The sequence below is a fragment of the Chryseobacterium sp. SIMBA_038 genome (genome assembly GCF_046535115.1).
Taxonomy (GTDB): domain Bacteria; phylum Bacteroidota; class Bacteroidia; order Flavobacteriales; family Weeksellaceae; genus Chryseobacterium.
This window is the reverse complement of sequence record NZ_JAWRXH010000472.1, coordinates 1-231: the sequence shown is the minus strand read 5'-3', so window position 1 is coordinate 231 and position 231 is coordinate 1. Positions and strand designations below refer to the sequence as shown.

The window sequence follows — 231 nt, the reverse complement described above, 5'->3', positions numbered from 1 at the left end:
AGGAGAATCAAGGGTAAACCTTATCACCAATGAGTATATTGGGAACTTTTATAAGGCGTCCCATGGAAAACTACAAAAAATGCCAACCATTAAAGCAAAAATGACTTTTCCTGTCACTTATCTGGAAACATTTGATGATGCCCTGTGTTTTGATTATGAGGAGAAATGCCTGGCTTTATATAAAGAAAACGAAAAAAAATAACCACCTTAACCGAACTAGACAACCATGAT

1 protein-coding gene is annotated in these 231 nt (G+C 35.5%); it reads left to right on the top strand.

What is annotated here, in order from left to right; genetic code table 11:
- On the top strand, nt 1-202 hold a 202-nt coding region (locus SB689_RS24315; protein ID WP_410694576.1), incomplete at its 5' end, for a hypothetical protein.
- Between the last annotated feature and the right edge of the window lie 29 nt (nt 203-231).